The sequence below is a fragment of the Neobacillus sp. OS1-2 genome, from assembly GCF_030915505.1.
Lineage (GTDB): Bacteria > Bacillota > Bacilli > Bacillales > Cytobacillaceae > Neobacillus.
The window spans coordinates 3,671,624-3,690,653 of the sequence record NZ_CP133265.1 but is presented as its reverse complement, the minus strand read 5'-3'; the positions used below and the strand labels follow the sequence as shown (position 1 = coordinate 3,690,653).

The window sequence follows — 19,030 nt, the reverse complement described above, 5'->3', positions numbered from 1 at the left end:
TTCTAAATATTTTTTATTCGGTGAATTTTTCGTTCTATTCAGCAACCAGAAAAAGGATGTACACAAAGAACTTCGCCCGCATTCTCCCCTTTTCCTATTTTTAATAGACGTGTCAATATATTTGCTTTCTTATTTTGTCTTAGAAAAATCCTAAAAAGCTAAAATGACGAAAAATCAATCTCATCATTTTAGCTTCGGTTTTGTTATTGACCTATAGTTATCTCTAAATCTCTTTTAGATGTCCGCACTGTCAGTGCCCAAATTAGTGCCAAAATGATTAATCCAACTGTACTTACAGCCAATGGAAATCTACCAATATCCTGCTTAAATATGGTTTGGACGAGTTGAAATCCAAAAGGTCCCAAGATCCCACCAAGGCCTTGACCCACAACCACTAATCCCACGGCAGATGCACCAACAGGAGATAGTTCAGAAACTTTAGTGAATACTCCAGGAAGGCCAATTCCCATTCCGAAACCACCAATAATGCTTCCCACAAAAATCAACACTAAGCTTGGTGATAAATAACAAACGGCCATTCCTAATCCCGTTGCTGCAACAGCAATCGGCAGGTAATAATTGGGGAGTCTGTGTTTTATTTTTCCAAATAAAAACCCTGCAATCAGTGTTCCAAAGGTGAAAACTGAGATCGCAAGCCCAGCCTCGGTAGCATTCCCTAACTTATCCCCTTGGATTACAACCGAAATATTCGTTACATAGCCAAAAATCAAACCGGAATAGATTACCTGTCCTAGGCATACCCAATAGATTGCTTTCGGTAGTTTAATCTTATGCTGTCCCTTGGTGTCACTTACCGCAGCCTGCTGTTTCCTTTCAGGCTCAGGAAGATAAAGTATGGTAACTGCTAGAATCCAGATTGGGAATAAATAGGTTAAGAACCCATAATGCCAGCCAAAAGAATCTGCTAGAATTCCACCTACTAATTGAAAGAATATTGCTCCAATACAAGCGATGGTTGAAGTTCCAAAACCGATTAAGAAATCTCTTTCTCTCCCTTCAAAGAAATCGGTAATAACGTCCACCGACAATGGCATTGTTATCCCAACACCAAGCCCTAATATACCACGCATGACAATAATAAGCGGCAGACTGTCAATAAACGTAGGAAGTACTCCACCAATTATGAAAAGACTTAAGCCCGTAAATAACAATGTTCGCTTCTTGAACATTTTAGTAAGTTTTCCATAAAATAATGCGGGGATAATTTGGATTAATCCAGGAAAGGTTGCAACCATCATCACTATGGTAGGGTCATATTGTGGAAATGCCTTTATGATGTCTGCCATTATGGATCCTGCTACCCCTGCAGCAACATCCTGGAAAGCAAGAATGACAACCAAAAACTTTAAGAAATTTCTACTGATTGTTTTTACTGCCAATAGAAAAACCTCCCTTTTGTTTATATTGCTTTAGCATTGATGGAAAATAGGAAATGAATCCGCTTTCAAAATAGAACAAAGGTTGCAACTGTTCCTGTAGCTTTTGTGGCCATCAAAAGCAACATCTAAAATTTTAGTATTATTCACACTAAAATTTCAATTTTACATTTTATACCTTATACACTGTCGAAAGTGATAAAAAAGGCGCCCTCATTCACTAACTGTAATTCTACATAGCCAAAAATTACTTGTCAATATATTCTAAATATTTTTTATTTTATAAAAAATAGGTTATTATTTCACAAAAACACAGAAAAATACGCTGAAACTATCAGCGTATTTTTCTAACATCCATATTCAAGTAAAATTTTACTATGAATCCTTCCTTATTGAATCTTTTTTTAAACAACAAAACGAAAAAACCATATAAAACTATCTATATTGGATTATTTATCCATTACTCCTTCACCAAGCGACGATACTTTCCACTATAATAAATTAGTGGTTCAGCATCATTCACACAAATGTCTGTAACACGCCCAATAAATAGTGTATGATCACCCTCAACATGTGCAGCTGTGACCTCACAGGAAATTTGTGTCAATGCATTAGGTAATACCGGGACTCCCTGAAGACGTTCAAACACCACTTCATCGTGATCCTTCAACTGCCCCGCAAAGACCATTGATAGCTCCTTTTGGTCAGCCGACAGTATATTGACGGAGAATGTCCCGCTTTGTTTAATCTTTTCCAACATTTGTGCTTTTTCTGCAATTGAGATTACAACAAGTTGTGGACTAAGTGACACGGACATGAAAGCATTCGCCGTCATTCCGTGAACATTTCCATCTACCTCTGTGGCGATGACTGTTACCCCTGTTGCAAATTTACCCATTGCATGACGAAATTGACGAACTTCCATTTCATTTACCTCCTTTTCAAACACCTAAGTATCCCTTCTATATTATCTGAATATTAGCTACAAATAAATAATAATATGGAAATTTCTTTACTACCAATATAAACTGAGAATAAAGAATACTAAAATTCTCACACCTCAAAAGTGAATCTGACTTAGGGTCTTTATGAAAGGAGCTGCCATGGCTTTTCCACTTTTAGAAACAAAAAGATTGAAATTAATTGAATTAACTCATCAACATGTTGAGCCATTATATGAAATTTTGTCATTAGAGGAAGTGACGCAGTTTTACGGTACCAATCGCTTTATTTTGCCAGCGGAAGCATCAAGATTAATAGATATGTTTCACAAGAATTTCCTTGATAAACGAGGGCTTCGTTGGGGAATTAAGTTAAAAGAAAACCAACAAATCATCGGCACAGTCGGTCTCAATGCATTACATCTGAAAAATAAACGTGCAGAGATCGGGTATGAACTCCATCCAGCTTTTTGGAAGAGGGGCTTTGCCTCAGAGGCCATCAAAGAGGTACTGCGCTTTAGTTTTAATCAATTAGATTTATTTCGTATTGGAGCAGTGGTTTATCCAGAAAATGAGGCATCCGTAAATTTACTTATGAAGCTTGGCTTTTCGAAGGAAGGAATACTTCGCGGTTACATTCATCAAAATGAACAATTTCATGATACATATGTATTATCACTTTTACAGCAGGAATGGAAAAACAGCCAAGAGTAAATCTCCTGGCTATTTTCATTCCTCAAAATACTCTTTGAGCGCTTTCGGATCTTTAACCTCTCCCTCTTGATAATACGGGTTATTTTCTGCAGCATCCTTTGGATCAAGATTTGTTTTAATTACCAACATTGGCGCGGGCGAATTTTCAGCAATGATCCGGTCGTTTAATTGATCAAAATCAGGCAGCTTTTTATTTCCAGGTTGTTTTGGTTCCATACAAACACCTCCTAGAAAATAGCTTGCTATTTTTAGCAGGTAAACATTCACCTAATTTCTGGTGTCGTCTAAAAAGAAAAAAACTAGGAAGTATTACCTTCCTAGTGTCTTTATTCCTCTTCAGAGCCGACCAAGAAATCTGGGTTTAGTTCTTCGAATTCTTCATCGTCCACATCCAGTCCCCAATCTTCGTCATTGTCTTTACAGCCCTCAGAGCTGACACGGACACAAACCTTTGTCTCGCCAATCACTTCAACAAGGAATTCCCTTTCGACATGGACAATGATTCGGTTACCGTTAGGGGAAATAACAGCTTCACAGCAGTTAGGCTGTTGCAGCACTCGAGCACAAATTTCGTTGTCATCGAGGCAATCATGGTCACGATACTTTAACTTGATGACATCCGTATATTGGACACGTTCGGTCACTACTTCTGTTTTGGTATTATCATTAAATGAGTACCAAACGTTGATGTCATATGAGCCATGTATCTCTACGGTCTTGCCAACCTTTTTCGCGTTATATTTATGGTTGATGATCCAACAGCCAAGAATACTTGTTGGACTGTGTGCCGGGCTAATTGTATGATTGGACTGGGTAAATTTCCGTCCTTTCGCTACTACGGCCTTGGTAATTATCTCTCTATATTCTCCCATTTCGCGCGAACCCTCCTCATTCATTTTCATTTCATCGTATGCTAAATTGTAGACTAGTGTGATATATAATTTTGCGAATACTGGTTAAAAGTTTAGTCATAGTTCATTTTATGCGGGATTTATAGGTGTGTGCCTTTCATGCATGTACTTTAAAATGAAGGAATGTGGGGCTGAATCATTCGGGGGTATGGGTAAAAAAAAGAAAACCAGGCTTCATTTAGAAGTCTGGTTTTTGTGGTTAATGATCATGGTCACAATCATCATGACCTTCACAAGATCCGCCGCCATTTTGCATGCTAGCTCCCGTTTCACCGAGTAACACGTCGCCACCTGTTGAAAGGATAATTTCATCAGTAACCGTATTAGATATAGTTGATGCAATGAGTTGAAGTAGTTCATTCACTTCAACTTGTGATTGTTTGAAATCCTGTACCACCGGAATGTCATCCAACTCTTGTTCAATAGTAGCAATTTTATTTTCTACTTTCTTTAACGCTTCTGGTTTTCCATAATGCTGTAAGTTAACAGCTTGCTTTTGCAACCCTTTAATATCGGCAATGAGCGTCTTCACCTTTTGATTATCATGAATATGTGCTTCTGCCCGTTTGAAGAAGTCAACTTCCTCAGTTTCTGCTATCATCCGTGCTAGATCTGTCGCACGAGCGACGATATCGTCTTTTGTATATTTTGCCACTTTATTTCACCTCTACCGGTTCTAATTCTTCCACCATTTCTCCGTTTAATGACCATGTTCTTGCTTCTGTAATTTTTACTTTTACTATTTTTCCAATAGCTGACTTTGGAGCAGCGAAGTTTACAAGCTTGTTCCTTGAAGTATATCCAGCTAAAACATCCGGGTTGTTCTTACTTTCCCCTTCAACAAGAACATCAAGAATTTGACCTTCATGTTTTTTCATTGCTTCTAAAGACAGCTCATTTACAAGTGCATTAAGGCGCTGCAGGCGGGCTTTCTTCACTTCCAACGGAACATTATCCTCCATTTTTGCCGCTGGAGTTCCTTCCCGTGGGGAATAAATAAATGTGTAAGCCAATTCATACCCCACTTCACGATAAAGGGACATCGTTTCTTCAAACTGTTCGTCCGTCTCGTTCGGATAACCAACGATAATATCCGTTGTCAATGCAACATTCGGAATTGCCGCCTTAATTTTTCTTACAAGCTCTAAATATTGTTCTCTTGTATACTTACGAGCCATTATTTTTAAGACATCTGTGGATCCAGATTGTACAGGTAAATGGATATGATCCATTAAGTTACCGCCTTTGGCAAGAACCTCAATCAAACGATCATCAAAGTCACGTGGATGGCTTGTAGTAAAACGAATCCTTGGAATATCGATTTTACGTAAATCATCCATTAGCTCCCCAAGACCGTAGTTAACACCCTCAAGGTCTTTACCATAGGCATTTACGTTTTGACCAAGGAGAGTGACTTCCTGATAGCCTTGTGCTGCCAATTGACGGACTTCTTGGATAATTTCCTCAGGTCGACGGCTCCGCTCCTTTCCACGAGTGAAAGGAACGATACAATACGTACAGAACTTATCACAACCATACATAATGTTTACCCATGCTTTAATTTTACCGCGGCGAACTTTTGGAAGGTTTTCAATGACGTCCCCTTCCTTTGACCATACTTCGACAACCATTTCTTTTGACATATATGCTTCATGTAAAATATTAGGTAAGCGATGAATATTATGGGTACCAAAGATCATATCAACCTGTTGATACGTTTTTAAGATTTTATTAACAACGGATTCTTCCTGAGACATACATCCACAAACGCCGATAAGGAGGTCCGGTTTTTCTGTTTTTAATGCCTTTAAATGGCCCAGCTCGCCAAATACTTTGTTTTCGGCATTCTCACGAATAGCACAGGTGTTTAAGAGAATTACGTTTGCCTCCTCTGTGCTGTCAGTGGGCTCGTAACCCAATGCTAAAAAGATACCGGCCATTACTTCTGTATCGTGCTCATTCATTTGACAGCCATAGGTACGGATATAAAACTTACGCCCTTCACCCATTCCCCTGAATTCTTCTGGAATGGCAAAGTCACTATGGTATCTTACTTCCTCTTTACCACGTTTTTTTGCTTCTTTTAAGGATGGTGCGGTAATGACTTGTTCAAAGTATTTACTGTAATCCTTGGCGGATTTTTTGTCCGAAGAATTTTCAGTTGCCACTTTTTGACCTTCTAATCGCTGTTCTTCATTCATCTATTTTAAATCCCCTTTCTTTAAAAATTCCCTATTTACCGTCTATTGGATTTCCAAATGTTATTTTTTACCTGTGCATTAACATGAATATAACCGCTATATCTGCACATTATTATAGTATAAAGGTTTACCTTTATGAAAACAATAGAAAACCCTGTAAACGCTCCCGCATCAAGATTCTTCCCAAATGACATTAATCACATTAACGTAAATAAGATAATTATATAGAGAAATAGTAACTATATATGTGATGTATTTCACTAAATTCGCCATAAAAAATCCCGCGAATACGATTCAACGGGATTTTTTTATTCATTTATTACATGAACTCTGCAACTAGTTTATCAAAGTGTGATTGATCTAAAGTTAATTTTGCATCCACTAATGGTTCTTCAGAGTAATCAGTAAGTAATTCTTGATAAGAAGGACGCTCCGTGTTTTGGTAGATAAGTCCAGTAACTAAGCCATTATGCTTCATTAATGTCTGCATCGCCATTTCACGATTTGATGGATCATAACCTTCAACATCATTTAGCTTCGTAAGGTTCTCTTTAAACCAATCATATGTGTTGACTTTGTTATAGGTTACACATGGACTAAATACATTGATTAAAGAGAAACCTTTATGATTAATACCAGCTTCAATTAAGGCTGTTAAGTCTTTTAAATCAGTTGAAAAGCTTTGTGCAACAAAGGTTGCCCCAACTGTTAAAGCCAGTTCCATTGGGGAAATAGATTGTTCAATTGACCCCATTGGAGTAGATTTTGTTTTAAAACCTACGGCGGACCGTGGAGATGTTTGTCCTTTTGTTAATCCATAAATTTGGTTATCCATGACGATGTAAGTAATATCTACATTACGACGGATGGCATGAACGGTATGTCCCATTCCAATCGCATATCCATCACCATCACCACCGGAAGCAATAACCGTTAAATCACGATTTGCCATTTTAACACCTTGGGCAATCGGAAGTGAACGACCATGGATTCCATGAAAACCGTATGAATTGATATAACCAGAGATACGGCCAGAACAACCGATACCTGAAATAACTGCTAAATTTTGCGGTTCTAGACCTACATTTGCTGCCGCACGCTGCATTGCCGCTTGTACGGAGAAGTCGCCACAGCCAGGGCACCAGTTCGGTTTAACATCATTTCGAAAGTCTTTAAAAGTGGCCATTTAGAACAACTCCTTACATTTTGAATGAACTTCGTGTGGTAGAAATGGATTACCATCATATTTAACATACTTTGTAATTTTTTCAGCATGACCAACATTCATTTTCATAATATTGGCTAATTGTCCAGTCGCATTGTTTTCAATGACAATAACTTTCTTTGCTGAACGAATAAGCGGTAGCACTTCATCAGATGGGAACGGATGAATTAAACGAATTTGCGCATGATTTACTTTCAAGCCGTCTTTTTCTAAACGTGTCATCGCTTCTTCAATTACACCGCGAGTAGAGTTAAATCCTACAATTAAAAGATCCGCATCTTCATGTGGGGCATTTTTATAAACCGGTGTATTAAAACGAATATTTTCAACCTTGCGCATACGTTTATCCATCTGTGCAATCCGGTTTGTAGCCGATTCAGATGGTTTTCCTGTTTCAGCATGTTCAACACCAGTTACATGATGAATACCATTCTTCATACCAGGAATCGAACGAGGTGAAACACCATCTTCCGTAACTTCATAGCGTTTAAAATATCCTTTGTTTTCAATCTCTGGAAGCTCATCCGCAACGAGCTTACCTCGTCTAATTTCAACCTTTGAAACATCAAGAGGTTCAACTGTTTGTTTACCTAAAGATAATTGAAGGTCAGATAAAACAATTACAGGGCATTGATATTCTTCCGCAAGGTTAAATGCTTCCGCTGTGTCATAGAAAGCTTCTTCTACAGTACTTGGAGCCATTACAATTTTCGGAATTTCCCCATGTGTTCCATAAATCATTGCCATTAAATCGGATTGTTCCTGTTTTGTTGGCAATCCTGTTGAAGGACCGCCACGTTGTGTGTCAACAATAACAAGCGGGGTCTCTGTAATCCCGGCAAGTCCGATCGCTTCCATCTTTAATGATAATCCAGGTCCTGAAGAAGCTGTAATTGCACGAACTCCACCGTAGCTAGCACCGATTGTCATGGTACATGCTGCAATTTCGTCTTCAGTTTGGATTACTGTTCCACCAACTGCTGGAAGTTTTTTAATCAAATATTCCATGATATCTGAGGCAGGTGTAATTGGGTATGCAGCCATAAAGCGGCAGCCTGCAGCTAATGCTCCCAATGCGATTGCATCATTACCAATCATATACATTCGCTTTTTACCATCTGCTTTTTCAAGTATCATTGTTGGAATAGCGGAATCCATTTTTTCTTTCATATACTCAAAACCAGCATTGATTGCTTCCATGTTCTTAGCAACTACTTTGTCGCCCTTTTTGCCGAAAATTTCGCGGACAACCTCTTCAAAAACATGAATATCCAAATCTAGAACAGCTGAAGTCGCACCGATTGCCACCATATTTTTCATTAAGGAAGTCCCTAACTCGGTTGCAATTTCTGTAAAAGGAACCGCATACATTGCTGCTTCAGTATCTTCTGGTTTCTTTGGAGTAAATTTTGCATCTGCAAGGATTACTCCTTTGCTATGAAGCTCTTTGTAGTTTACATCGATAGTTTCTTGGTCAAATGCTACAAGGATATCAAGGTCATCAGAAATAGAGCGTACATCTGTTGTGCTTACTCTGATCTTATTATTTGTATGACCGCCTTTGATACGTGATGAAAAGTGACGATAACCATACAAGTAATATCCTAGGCGATTCAGTGCGATTGCAAAGATTTCCCCAGTACTTTCAATACCTTCCCCTTGTTGTCCGCCAACTTTCCACGAAAGTTGATTGATCATTTCCTTACACCCCTTTGGATATGTAAAAAATCAGTAGATTAAATCATTTATTAGTGTAGCACTTATCCTAGTAATTCACTAAAAATCGGCCTTTTTATTGCTTTAAAGACCAAAAGAAACTGAACAAAGGATATGTACTAAACGCTTACAATTCTAGACCTATGCACTAAAAAATGCAACCCTTTGGTGAGAAATATTGTCTAAAATATGAATATTTTTTTATTATTAAAAAATTGATATTTCCTTTCATAAAAAAACAAAATAAATATTTGGCCAAATCCCCCACTTTAACAGTATTTACCTCTCTTATTGAGAATTAACCCTTGTTTTTTCATATATTTTATTGTATATCAGAATAATATTTTTATAATATATAGACCCCAATTTAATATGTAACATAACAAAAAACCGCTTGTAAAAATAACAAGCAGTTTAAAAAATAAGGTATTTCTTTATCTAGCCTGCTGGAAAAGAGTCTATCTCTTTCAACGCGGCTCTACGATTAGTTTAATAGCTGTGCGTTCTTCCCCGTCAATTAAAATATCGGTAAACGCAGGGATACAGATCAAATCAACTCCGCTAGGTGCTACAAATCCTCTTGCAATCGCTACTGCCTTAACGGCTTGATTTAATGCACCCGCACCAATAGCCTGTATCTCCGCTGCACCTCTTTCACGCAGAACTCCGGCGAGTGCACCAGCTACAGAATTAGGATTAGATTTTGCTGAAACTTTTAATATTTCCATTCCCCTAGCTCCTCCCTAGAAAATCCCGATCCCGCATGAGCAGTTTCATGAACCAATCAGGTTATAACATTCCACTGCTACTATATTCAATTGCCAAAAGACATATTCCAGCTTGGACAAAAAAAGAAAAACGGAAGTACTTAGGTATGCTGGTGCTAACAATTCATAAATTAGAAAAAACTCCCGAAGGGAGTTTTCACTTAGCTATAAAATGGATGATCATCATTTATTAATATACGGTCGAGTTTTTTGCACAGACCACTTTTTCTGTCTAGTTCCATATAAATTGCACTCAGTTGGTTGCGTTCTGATTTTGGTACTTCAAAACGAACAGGCATGCTTGTTTGGAACTTCTTAAGAACCGCTTCCCTCTCCATCCCTAAAATGCCGTCATATGGGCCTGTCATACCCACGTCAGATAAATAACCGGTTCCTCCTGGGAGGACTCGATTATCGGCTGTTTGAACATGTGTGTGTGTCCCTATGACTGCAGATACCCTGCCGTCCAAAAACCAACCCATTGCTTGTTTTTCACTTGTCACTTCTGCATGAAAATCTACAAAAATAAACGGTGTTCTTTCCCTCGCTATCTCGACTAATTCCTCGGCTTTTCTAAATGGGCAATCTAGTGGAGCCATAAATGTCCGACCTTGGAGATTAATGACAGCTACTTCTAACTCATTCACTTTAAAAAATGCTATCCCTTTTCCAGGCGTCCCTTCAGGAAAATTTGCAGGACGGACCAGATTTTTTGCTGTTTCGATAAACTCAAATATTTCTCGATTATCCCAGGCATGATTTCCAAGGGTGATCGCCTGTGCCCCGTTACCTAAAAATTCCCGATAAATTTTCTCCGTAATTCCCCTGCCCCCAGCTGCATTTTCACCATTGATAATGGTAAAGTGCGGGCGATATTTTTCTTTTAATTTTGGTAGATATTCCTTTACCATGTCTCGACCAGGTGAGCCGACAACATCGCCGATAAAAAGTAGATTCATTTTTTCCCTTTCCTCAATCCCAATTGTAATAGTTAAAATCGTATCACGTTCACACATTTCTAATAAATAAAGCGGTGCATGTGCACCGCTTTATTTCGCATATTCTACAGCCCGTGTTTCACGGATTACTGTCACTTTAATGTGTCCTGGATAATCAAGTTCTTCCTCAATCCGCTTGCGAATATCGCGCGCTAATCGATGTGCTGCAAGATCATCTACTGCATCCGGCCTTACAATGATTCGGACTTCACGACCTGCTTGAATGGCGAAGGATTTCTCAACACCTTCATATGACTCGGAAATCTCCTCAAGCTTTTCAAGACGTCGGATGTAGTTCTCAAGTGTCTCACTACGTGCACCTGGTCTTGCGGCTGATAAAGCATCAGCAGCAGCAACGAGTACAGCAATAATTGATGTTGGCTCCGTATCGCCATGATGCGAGGCAATACTATTGATTACCACTGGATGTTCTTTATATTTCGTTGCAAGTTCTACCCCGATTTCGACATGGCTGCCTTCCACCTCATGGTCGATAGCTTTACCAATGTCATGAAGCAGGCCTGCACGACGTGCAAGGGTTTCATCTTGACCAAGTTCAGCGGCAAGTAATCCGGAAAGCTGTGCCACTTCCATTGAATGTTTTAAGACGTTTTGCCCGTAGCTCGTACGGAACCTTAAACGACCAAGAATCTTAATTAGATCCGGATGGAGTCCATGAACACCCACTTCAAAGGTGGTTTGCTCACCAACTTCACGAATATACTCATCAACTTCCCGACGAGATTTTTCTACCATTTCCTCAATTCGTGCCGGATGAATTCGTCCATCTTGAACTAATTTCTCAAGTGCTAAGCGTGCCGTTTCTCGACGAATAGGGTCAAAGCCTGATAGAATAACTGCTTCAGGAGTATCATCAATGATTAAATCAATTCCCGTTAACGTTTCAAGCGTACGGATGTTTCGTCCTTCACGGCCAATGATCCGGCCCTTCATTTCGTCATTTGGCAGGTTGACGACAGAAACTGTCGTTTCCGCAACATGGTCAGCAGCGCAACGCTGGATTGCTAACGAAAGTATTTCTTTTGCTTTCTTGTCAGCTTCTTCCTTCGCCCGATTTTCGCTTTCCTTAATCATTATTGCCGTGTCATGGGTTAGCTCTTGCTCCATTCTGTCAATAATGATCGTTTTTGCTTCCTCGCGCGTTAAGCTCGAAATTCGTTCGAGTTCAGTCTGTTGTTTTCGTACCAACTCGTCCACTTTGCTTTCCATCTCTTCAATATGCTGTTGTCTTTGATTTAGAGAATCATCCTTCTTTTCTAAAAGATTTTCACGCTTGTTTAACGTTTCCTCTTTTCGATCTAAATTCTCTTCTCTTTGCAGTAAACGGTTTTCTTGTTTTTGCATTTCATTTCTTCGTTCACGAACCTCACGTTCAGCTTCTGTTCGAAGCTTGTGAATTTCATCCTTTGCTTCTAGCAAAGCTTCTTTTTTCAAGGAATCAGCATCACGTTTTGCATCTTCAAGAATCTGCTCTGCAGCATTCTTTGCACCTGCTACTTTTGCTTCAGCAATGGATTTATGAACAAAATAGCCAACAACGGCACCGACGATAAGGCCAAGCAAAATGGAGATGATTGTAATAGGGTCCATCGTTACACCTCCTCTTGCTATGAACTTTTGTAACATTTTTCAAGTGTCGGCATGTACATTGTTTAGACTCAACATACAGCAAGCACCAAGGCTTTTCGCATTGTAATATTTCCAAAAATGTAAAATATACATGTTAATTGTAAAGGTGGGGATATTTATTGTCAAGGTTTTGTCTAATCGGCATGGTGAAATATCTAGAATTTGACATCAATTGGCTGTCATAAAGTGAAAAACAAATATTATTTCATGAATAATATAAAAGAAATACATTATAAAAAAAGGAGCAAAACTTTATTCAGTTTTGCTCCTCTCCTCCTCTAGTCTATTAATTCAAATTGTTCATCATCGTCTTTCTCAGTGACAAATTTTTCACTATCTAAACCATAATGCTCACGGATTTTCCCTGAAATTTCGAGACGAATATCTGGGTTTTCCCTTAAGAAAAGCTTTGCATTCTCGCGGCCTTGGCCTAATCTTTCACCATTGTAGGAGTACCATGACCCGCTCTTTTCAACAATATCTAACTCTGAGCCGAGATCAATGGTCTCGCCTTCTTTAGAAATTCCCTCACCATACATAATATCTACCTCTGCAGTACGGAAAGGAGGAGCGACTTTATTCTTAACTATTTTAATCTTCGTCTTATTACCCACAATATCAGTGCCCTGTTTTAACGCCTCTGCACGGCGTACTTCAATACGGACAGTTGAATAGAATTTTAATGCGCGTCCACCTGGAGTTGTCTCAGGGTTTCCAAACATAACGCCAATTTTTTCACGAACTTGGTTAATGAATATGGCAATGGTCTTCGATTTGTTGATTGCACCAGATAATTTACGCAGTGCTTGCGACATCAAACGAGCTTGTAAGCCCATGTGAGAATCTCCCATTTCGCCTTCAATTTCCGCTTTTGGAACTAAGGCTGCTACTGAGTCGACTACAATAATATCAATTGCGCCACTTCGAACTAATGCTTCAGCGATTTCAAGTGCCTGTTCACCGGTATCAGGCTGTGATAGCAATAATTCATCAATGTTTACACCTAATTTTTGGGCATATGCCGGGTCAAGGGCATGCTCAGCATCGATAAATGCTGCTTGTCCCCCATTCGCTTGGACTTCAGCTATCGCATGCAAGGCAACTGTTGTTTTACCAGAACTCTCAGGACCATAAACCTCGATAATTCTGCCTCTAGGATATCCGCCCACCCCAAGTGCTGCATCAAGTGCTAATGAGCCACTCGGACTCGTTAATATCTTGGTATCTGTTTTCTCTCCCATCTTCATGACGGAACCTTTACCGAATTGCTTTTCTATTTGCTTTAACGCCATTTCTAAGGCCGCTTTACGATCACTCACGAATAATTTCCTCCTTATATATAAACACTCGCTTATTGCCACAATCTATTAAATACCTATAAACAATATAACCTTTTTTATGGTATTTGTCGAGTAAAAAGTCGAACATTTATTCTGTTATTTTTTAAACAATATATACTGTGATAAGAGGCTTATTCACCTCATATTTGTTTTTTCTCTCCAGATTCTCCTTCAAAAAGCAATATATCTTCCTTAATTTGAAAATTCAATTCATATAATAATTTTTATATTAAACAAAAAAATCACAGAACACTATTTAGTATTCTGTGATTCTTTTAAATGACGCAGGATAAAATAACAGCCGAATTTAACTGCTCGGTTCCGGTTTGCTTCCCTCGTTCCCGCAAGGATCATTTTTTCAACCACTGTCGGTTTTCCTTTTATAGCAATTCCAATATAAACTGTACCGACTGGCTTGCCTTCCAGCTCATCAGGCCCTGCTACACCGGTAAAGCTAATCCCAATATCACTCTCCAACAGCCTGGCAGCATTTTCAGCGAGCTCTTTTGCACACTGTTCACTCACAGCACCATATTTTTCAAGCGTTTCCGGTTTCACCTGCAATACACGCTGTTTTGCTTCATTCGAATAGCAAACAATCCCGCCTTTAAATATCGAACTCGACCCGGCAATCGAGGTTAACTCTTTTTGGAACAGTCCCCCTGTTAAACTCTCGGCGGCCGTAATCGTTAGGTTTCTTTCTTTTAAACATTTCGTTATTTCTGCCAAAAGAGAGGTGTTGTCATATCCATATAAAAAATTCCCGACCCGTTGTTTTATCGTCTTTTCCACTTCGTCCAGCATAGTATGCGCTGCCGCTTCATCGACATGTTTAGCTGTCAGTCTTAAGGTAACCTCTCCATCGCCTGCGAGCGGCGCAATCGTAGGATTACTTTGTGCATCAATTAAATCGATAATTTCCGTTTCCAATGCTGCCTCGCCAATACCAAAAAATCGTAACACCCTCGAGACAATTTTCTCATTCGATTCATTTTTTGAAGCAAGTGCCTGACACCCATATCGAAGAAACATCGGTTCCATTTCCTTGGGTGGTCCAGGTAAAAGCACATAGACGTGGCTGTTACTTTCTAGAACCATTCCTGGTGCCATCCCATGATCATTTGGGAGAATAAGTGACCCTGCTAATACAAGTGCCTGTTTGCGATTATTTTCCGTCATTACACGGTTTGTCCGCTTGAAATACAGCTCTATTGAGTCTAATGCTGTTTGGTCCATAACCAGTTCTTTTCCGATGTGTCGGGCAATCGTTTCCTTCGTCAAATCATCCTTTGTCGGCCCAAGACCGCCAGTAAAGATAATCATGTTCGAACGGTTCTCTGCAACTTCAATCGCTGCCTTTAGTCGGTCAGGGTTATCGCCTACTACCGTATGATAAAATACATTAATACCAAGTCCGGCTAATTGCTGTGAAATAAAGCGGGCATTCGTGTTAACAATTTGACCCAGTAATAATTCTGAACCGACAGCAATAATCTCTGCATTTTTCATTATGTCACCCCTTAGTAAACACTGTACATCTTATTTTGAATTTTTTAACACATGACTATTTTTCGCAAAATAATCCCAGCCGGACCAAATTGTAAAAATCAACGCCACCCATAACGCGACAATATCAAAACGGAATGGAATCAAGGCAAAAATAATATTATGTAACAATAAGGATGAAATGGCGACGATTTGCGCCCATGTCTTTATTTTACCAAGCATATTTGCCGCAACGACCTCACCTTCTCCGGCAAGTAAGAGGCGGAGGCCTGTTACAGCAAACTCCCTGCTGATGATGATAATCACAATCCATGAGGGTGCATATATATCATTCATTTCTACAAGGACTATTAGTGCAGCCGAGACAAGTAATTTGTCAGCAAGTGGATCAAGAAATTTCCCCATATTGGTGACAAGATTAAACCTGCGGGCATAGTATCCATCAACCCAATCAGTTGTTGATGCCAAGATAAAAATAAGTGCGCCGACAAAATGGGTAACTGGCATATCGGCCCCTATAAGACTAATTGTCCCCCAATCAAAAGGGGCTAACATAATAATCAAGAATATCGGAATTAATAATATTCTGGATACGGTAATTCGATTTGGAATATTCATAATTTCCCTCCAAGTAATGATTGAAAGTGAAAAATAGCCATCAACAGATGACTATTCATTCTTCAGAACATATTGAATCGTGATGTTCTGAACATTCGCTGTCGCCGGTATCGCATACTCGAGCTGTTGGTCATTCACAAATATGTCAGTATCCGCAGCGTTTCCGACTCTAATAACGGCCGTGCTTTCCCCAGATAAATCCTGCGTTTGGCTTTCTGTTGCTCCCGTTTTAAGCGTCCCTTGAAAAAAGGTCTTCCCTTTTCCATTTTTAATGCTTACCCAGGTATTTCCTTTAGAAACCAATTTCACCACAAATTTATCCGCATTTTTCAAATCATAGGTGGAATTAGTACCACCACTTTGAACTACTGTTAACTCCTGCTTTGGTGCTTCCACAACAGGTGTTTCTTCCTCTTCTTGTTTCGCAGGCTGATCCTCTTTTTTTGTGTCTTTCGTTTTTTCCTTTTCTTCCGCTTTAACCTTTTCTAAGCTTTCGTTTTTTTCAATTTTAACCTGCTCATTGTCCTTTTTAACCGCTTCATTTGAATTAGAATTAGCATGGTTTGTTAAAAAGTAATATAAAAGACTAGCCACGCCGATCACAAACACACCAATCAAAACTTTCGGAAGAATATCAAAGAGCTTTGAATTTCCTTCTGTGATGGTTTTGTGTGTCTTGACCCTTGATAATTGCTGCGGCAAATCATCATTATAGGAAGCTGGTATTTCGGTTTTATAGGTTTCAAAAATTTCATCCGGATTCAGCTCCAATGACTCCGCATACTGCTTGATAAAGGCTCGCACATAAAAATTCCCAGGCATACTGGAATAGTTACCATCCTCAATTCCTACTAAATACCGTTTTTGAATTTTTGTCATGGATTGTACATCATCTAAGCTTAATCCTTTGGCTAATCGGGCTTCTTTTAGTCGATTCCCTAATTCAGTCAACTGTAACACCTTCCAATTTATTAAAAATCAAAATCTCCAAAATCTGATCCAGAAAACATATTGTGCTGGTCTACAACTTCGTATGTAATCTCTTCATCCGCGTCATTTCTAAGTTCAATAATATAATCGAAATCATCTAGCGTATACTCAGAGTTCTGTACGAAAATATCAGGATGCTCAATTACCTTCACTGATGGCAGGCGCATAATTTCCCGGACCAGCTGCCAGTGACGCTCATTTGCCCGTTTTGTTGAAACAATCCCATCAAGAATAAACAGATTATTTTCGTTATACTCATCTTCAATCAGTTGATTGCGGATCGTTTGTTTTAAAAGGGTAGATGAGACAAACAACCAGCGCTTATTCGCACAAACACTTGCTGCTACTAGTGACTCTGTTTTGCCGACGCGAGGCATTCCACGAATGCCAATAAGCTTGTGTCCCTCCTGCTTAAATAATTCTGCCATAAAATCGACTAATAATCCAAGTTCATCCCTTACAAAACGAAATGTTTTTTTATCATCCGCATCCCTTTGAATATAGCGACCATGCCTGACAGCAAGTCTGTCACGTAATTTAGGCTCTCTTAGTTTGATTAATTTTATTGTGTCCATCGTATGTAAAATTGACTCAAGCCGTTTAATTTGATCATCATCTTTTGCTAATATTAAGAGACCTCGTCTACCCTCATCAACACCATTAATCGTGACAATATTGATAGCAAGCATTCCTAGTAAGGATGAGATGTCGCCAAGTAAACCAGGACGGTTTTTCTGAATTTCATATTCCAAATACCATTCTTTTTTCAAGATAAAAACCCCCAAAAGAAGTTTCGACAATTTTTTCATTTCCTTTATCTATCCCCTATAATAAATGATTTTGATGGAAGATGAAAGAAAAAACAAAGAGAATGACTTATTTATCTATATTTTATACTTGACAGTAAAAAGAGAGAGGAACCCAAGGGCTCCACTCTCTTTTTAGCGGCTTCCGTTATTTGATATCAGTTTTACCATTATATTGGCAATGGCTTGCTGTTCTTGTTTATCAGCAACAGACCAAAGATCCGAAAGAATTCTCTCTTGCTCATTTTTCGGCTCGACCTGGTTCGCTAAATAATCACCAATTTGAAATGCAAGGTTACTAACTGCCCCTTCACTCATACCTTCATTTTGTGCATGATGAAGACGATCCGCTAAGAAGTCTTCCCACTGCTTCCAGTTATCTAAAACAGACATAATATTACCTCCTTTAGAATAGTACAAGGTTATTTTGCGAAGGTTTGGCTTAAACTATTCATGAATAATTTGTGAAAATTACGTATACCATCCTCCATTTATTGCCAGAACTTGACCTGTCATATAGGATGAATCTTCGGATAACAAGAAGGCGACACTGCCCGCAATTTCTTCAGGCAGCCCTAGTCTTCCCATCGGGATCTCAAAAGTAATCTGTTCCAATTCTTCAGGTGTAAAACTTTCCATCATCGGTGTTGCTACAGCCCCTGGGGCTACCGCGTTAACACGAATTCCGTTTAGTGCCACTTCTTTACTTAGCGCTTTAACAAAGGCTAGTTGTGCACCTTTTGCCGCTGAATAAGCCACTTCACATGCTGCACCGGTTTGTCCCCAAATAGAAGTGATCACTATAACATTTCCAGACCCTTTTCTTAATAATTTTGGAAGCAATTCTTTTGTTAACAGTAACGGGTTAATGACATGGACATTCATTAATGCCTCGACTTCTTCCTGCTGCACATCCACGAACAAACCATATTGGCTGTTGCCGCCGCAATGAATGATGGCATCTAAAGAAAAAATGTGCTGTGCTATGGATTTATATCCCCCAGCATCTGCCAAATTCGCTTGAATAGGAATATATTCCTCGCCGAACGGTGTCAGCTTGTCCAATAACCCCCTTATGGATTGTTCATTTTTATTATAGTGTAAATACAAGGAATACCCCTTTTGAGCTAAATTTATCGCAACCGCTTGACCGATTCCACCACTTGCTCCCGTTATTAGTGCATATTTTTTCATTCGAATCACTCTCTCTTTAAGTTAAAACATAAAACAGAGAAGAAGCGTCGGAATAA

At 39.1% G+C, this 19,030-nt stretch carries 19 protein-coding genes; 1 reads left to right on the top strand and 18 read right to left on the bottom strand.

The annotated features are described in order from the left end of the window. Positions 1–203 precede the first annotated feature (203 nt). Together RCG19_RS18380 and RCG19_RS18375 are read right to left on the bottom strand one after the other, a co-directional pair. Complete coding sequence (locus RCG19_RS18380) at positions 204–1,400, bottom strand: MFS transporter (protein ID WP_308108276.1); 1,197 nt, start codon at positions 1,398–1,400, stop codon at positions 204–206. A gap of 457 nt (positions 1,401–1,857) precedes the next feature. Then, positions 1,858–2,322, bottom strand: coding sequence for a flavin reductase family protein (locus RCG19_RS18375; protein ID WP_308108275.1), 465 nt, complete (start codon positions 2,320–2,322; stop codon positions 1,858–1,860). Positions 2,323–2,500: 178 nt separating this feature from the next. On the opposite strand from RCG19_RS18375, the gene RCG19_RS18370 reads away from it, so the two are divergent. Next, the gene (locus RCG19_RS18370; RefSeq protein ID WP_166246070.1) at positions 2,501–3,052 is read left to right on the top strand and encodes a GNAT family N-acetyltransferase; all 552 of its coding nucleotides are present in this window, start codon (positions 2,501–2,503) and stop codon (positions 3,050–3,052) included. Between the two features lie 15 nt (positions 3,053–3,067). On the opposite strand, the gene RCG19_RS18365 is transcribed toward RCG19_RS18370, so the two are convergent. The 16 genes from RCG19_RS18365 to ymfI all read right to left on the bottom strand — a co-directional run bounded on the left by RCG19_RS18365 (position 3,068) and on the right by ymfI (position 18,974). Next, the gene (locus tag RCG19_RS18365; protein ID WP_308108274.1) at positions 3,068–3,268 is read right to left on the bottom strand and encodes a hypothetical protein; all 201 of its coding nucleotides are present in this window, start codon (positions 3,266–3,268) and stop codon (positions 3,068–3,070) included. Positions 3,269–3,378: 110 nt separating this feature from the next. Beyond that, entirely contained in the window at positions 3,379–3,924 is a 546-nt protein-coding gene (locus RCG19_RS18360) for an outer spore coat protein CotE (RefSeq protein ID WP_149869644.1), read from the bottom strand. A gap of 238 nt (positions 3,925–4,162) precedes the next feature. Beyond that, a complete protein-coding gene (locus RCG19_RS18355) occupies positions 4,163–4,618 on the bottom strand; it encodes a YlbF/YmcA family competence regulator (RefSeq protein WP_166244719.1) in 456 nt (151 codons plus the stop codon). Position 4,619: 1 nt separating this feature from the next. After that, positions 4,620–6,164 (bottom strand): tRNA (N6-isopentenyl adenosine(37)-C2)-methylthiotransferase MiaB, encoded by a 1,545-nt coding sequence (miaB, locus tag RCG19_RS18350; RefSeq protein ID WP_308108271.1) that lies wholly within the window; start codon positions 6,162–6,164, stop codon positions 4,620–4,622. Between the two features lie 319 nt (positions 6,165–6,483). Next, a complete protein-coding gene (locus RCG19_RS18345) occupies positions 6,484–7,350 on the bottom strand; it encodes a 2-oxoacid:ferredoxin oxidoreductase subunit beta (RefSeq protein WP_308108270.1) in 867 nt (288 codons plus the stop codon). After that, positions 7,351–9,087, bottom strand: coding sequence for a 2-oxoacid:acceptor oxidoreductase subunit alpha (locus RCG19_RS18340; protein WP_308108269.1), 1,737 nt, complete (start codon positions 9,085–9,087; stop codon positions 7,351–7,353). A gap of 485 nt (positions 9,088–9,572) precedes the next feature. Then, the gene (spoVS, locus tag RCG19_RS18335) at positions 9,573–9,833 is read right to left on the bottom strand and encodes a stage V sporulation protein SpoVS (RefSeq protein ID WP_003211281.1); all 261 of its coding nucleotides are present in this window, start codon (positions 9,831–9,833) and stop codon (positions 9,573–9,575) included. A gap of 200 nt (positions 9,834–10,033) precedes the next feature. Continuing rightward, the gene (locus RCG19_RS18330) at positions 10,034–10,831 is read right to left on the bottom strand and encodes a TIGR00282 family metallophosphoesterase (RefSeq protein WP_308108268.1); all 798 of its coding nucleotides are present in this window, start codon (positions 10,829–10,831) and stop codon (positions 10,034–10,036) included. A gap of 90 nt (positions 10,832–10,921) precedes the next feature. After that, on the bottom strand, positions 10,922–12,481 hold the full coding sequence (gene rny / locus RCG19_RS18325; RefSeq protein ID WP_166238100.1) for a ribonuclease Y: 1,560 nt from the start codon (positions 12,479–12,481) through the stop codon (positions 10,922–10,924). A 317-nt stretch (positions 12,482–12,798) separates the two neighbouring features. Continuing rightward, complete coding sequence (gene recA, locus RCG19_RS18320) at positions 12,799–13,839, bottom strand: recombinase RecA (protein WP_166238098.1); 1,041 nt, start codon at positions 13,837–13,839, stop codon at positions 12,799–12,801. A 273-nt stretch (positions 13,840–14,112) separates the two neighbouring features. Next, the gene (locus RCG19_RS18315) at positions 14,113–15,369 is read right to left on the bottom strand and encodes a competence/damage-inducible protein A (protein ID WP_308108267.1); all 1,257 of its coding nucleotides are present in this window, start codon (positions 15,367–15,369) and stop codon (positions 14,113–14,115) included. A gap of 30 nt (positions 15,370–15,399) precedes the next feature. Beyond that, positions 15,400–15,984 (bottom strand): CDP-diacylglycerol--glycerol-3-phosphate 3-phosphatidyltransferase, encoded by a 585-nt coding sequence (gene pgsA / locus RCG19_RS18310; RefSeq protein WP_308108265.1) that lies wholly within the window; start codon positions 15,982–15,984, stop codon positions 15,400–15,402. 51 nt (positions 15,985–16,035) lie between these two features. Next, on the bottom strand, positions 16,036–16,935 hold the full coding sequence (locus RCG19_RS18305; RefSeq protein WP_374049555.1) for a helix-turn-helix domain-containing protein: 900 nt from the start codon (positions 16,933–16,935) through the stop codon (positions 16,036–16,038). Between the two features lie 20 nt (positions 16,936–16,955). Further along, positions 16,956–17,747, bottom strand: a complete 792-nt coding sequence (locus tag RCG19_RS18300) for a DUF3388 domain-containing protein (RefSeq protein WP_166238148.1) — start codon at positions 17,745–17,747, stop codon at positions 16,956–16,958. A 168-nt stretch (positions 17,748–17,915) separates the two neighbouring features. After that, complete coding sequence (locus RCG19_RS18295; RefSeq protein WP_007087162.1) at positions 17,916–18,173, bottom strand: DUF3243 domain-containing protein; 258 nt, start codon at positions 18,171–18,173, stop codon at positions 17,916–17,918. Between the two features lie 78 nt (positions 18,174–18,251). Further along, a complete protein-coding gene (ymfI, locus tag RCG19_RS18290) occupies positions 18,252–18,974 on the bottom strand; it encodes an elongation factor P 5-aminopentanone reductase (RefSeq protein WP_308108263.1) in 723 nt (240 codons plus the stop codon). Between the last annotated feature and the right edge of the window lie 56 nt (positions 18,975–19,030).